Raw genomic sequence first — 218 nt, 5'->3', positions numbered from 1 at the left:
GCCCTCGCCGGTGCCTCCGTCGGCGCTGTCGCCGACGTCCCCGTGGGCGAACCCGTCGTGGACCTCGTGCTCGTGGGCGTGGACGGCGGCCCACAGCAACAGCCGCCCGGCCAGGTCCGGTGCGGCCCCCGCCACCTCGGTCGCCTGCCGGACCAGCCGGGAACGGGCCTCCGCCGGGGCCGCGTGGTCCCCGGCGAGCACGGTCGCGGTCAGCAGTG

Annotated in this window: 1 protein-coding gene; it reads right to left on the bottom strand. The window is 78.9% G+C overall.

Annotated features, from left to right (window positions below; genetic code table 11):
• The coding region (locus SACPADRAFT_RS32770) for a hypothetical protein (RefSeq protein WP_040924268.1) at positions 1–218 on the bottom strand (218 nt) is incomplete at both ends.

Source organism: Saccharomonospora iraqiensis subsp. paurometabolica YIM 90007, from assembly GCF_000231035.2.
GTDB lineage: Bacteria > Actinomycetota > Actinomycetes > Mycobacteriales > Pseudonocardiaceae > Saccharomonospora > Saccharomonospora paurometabolica.
Note: the sequence above shows the minus strand (reverse complement) of the source record. Positions and strands in the feature narration are given on the sequence as shown.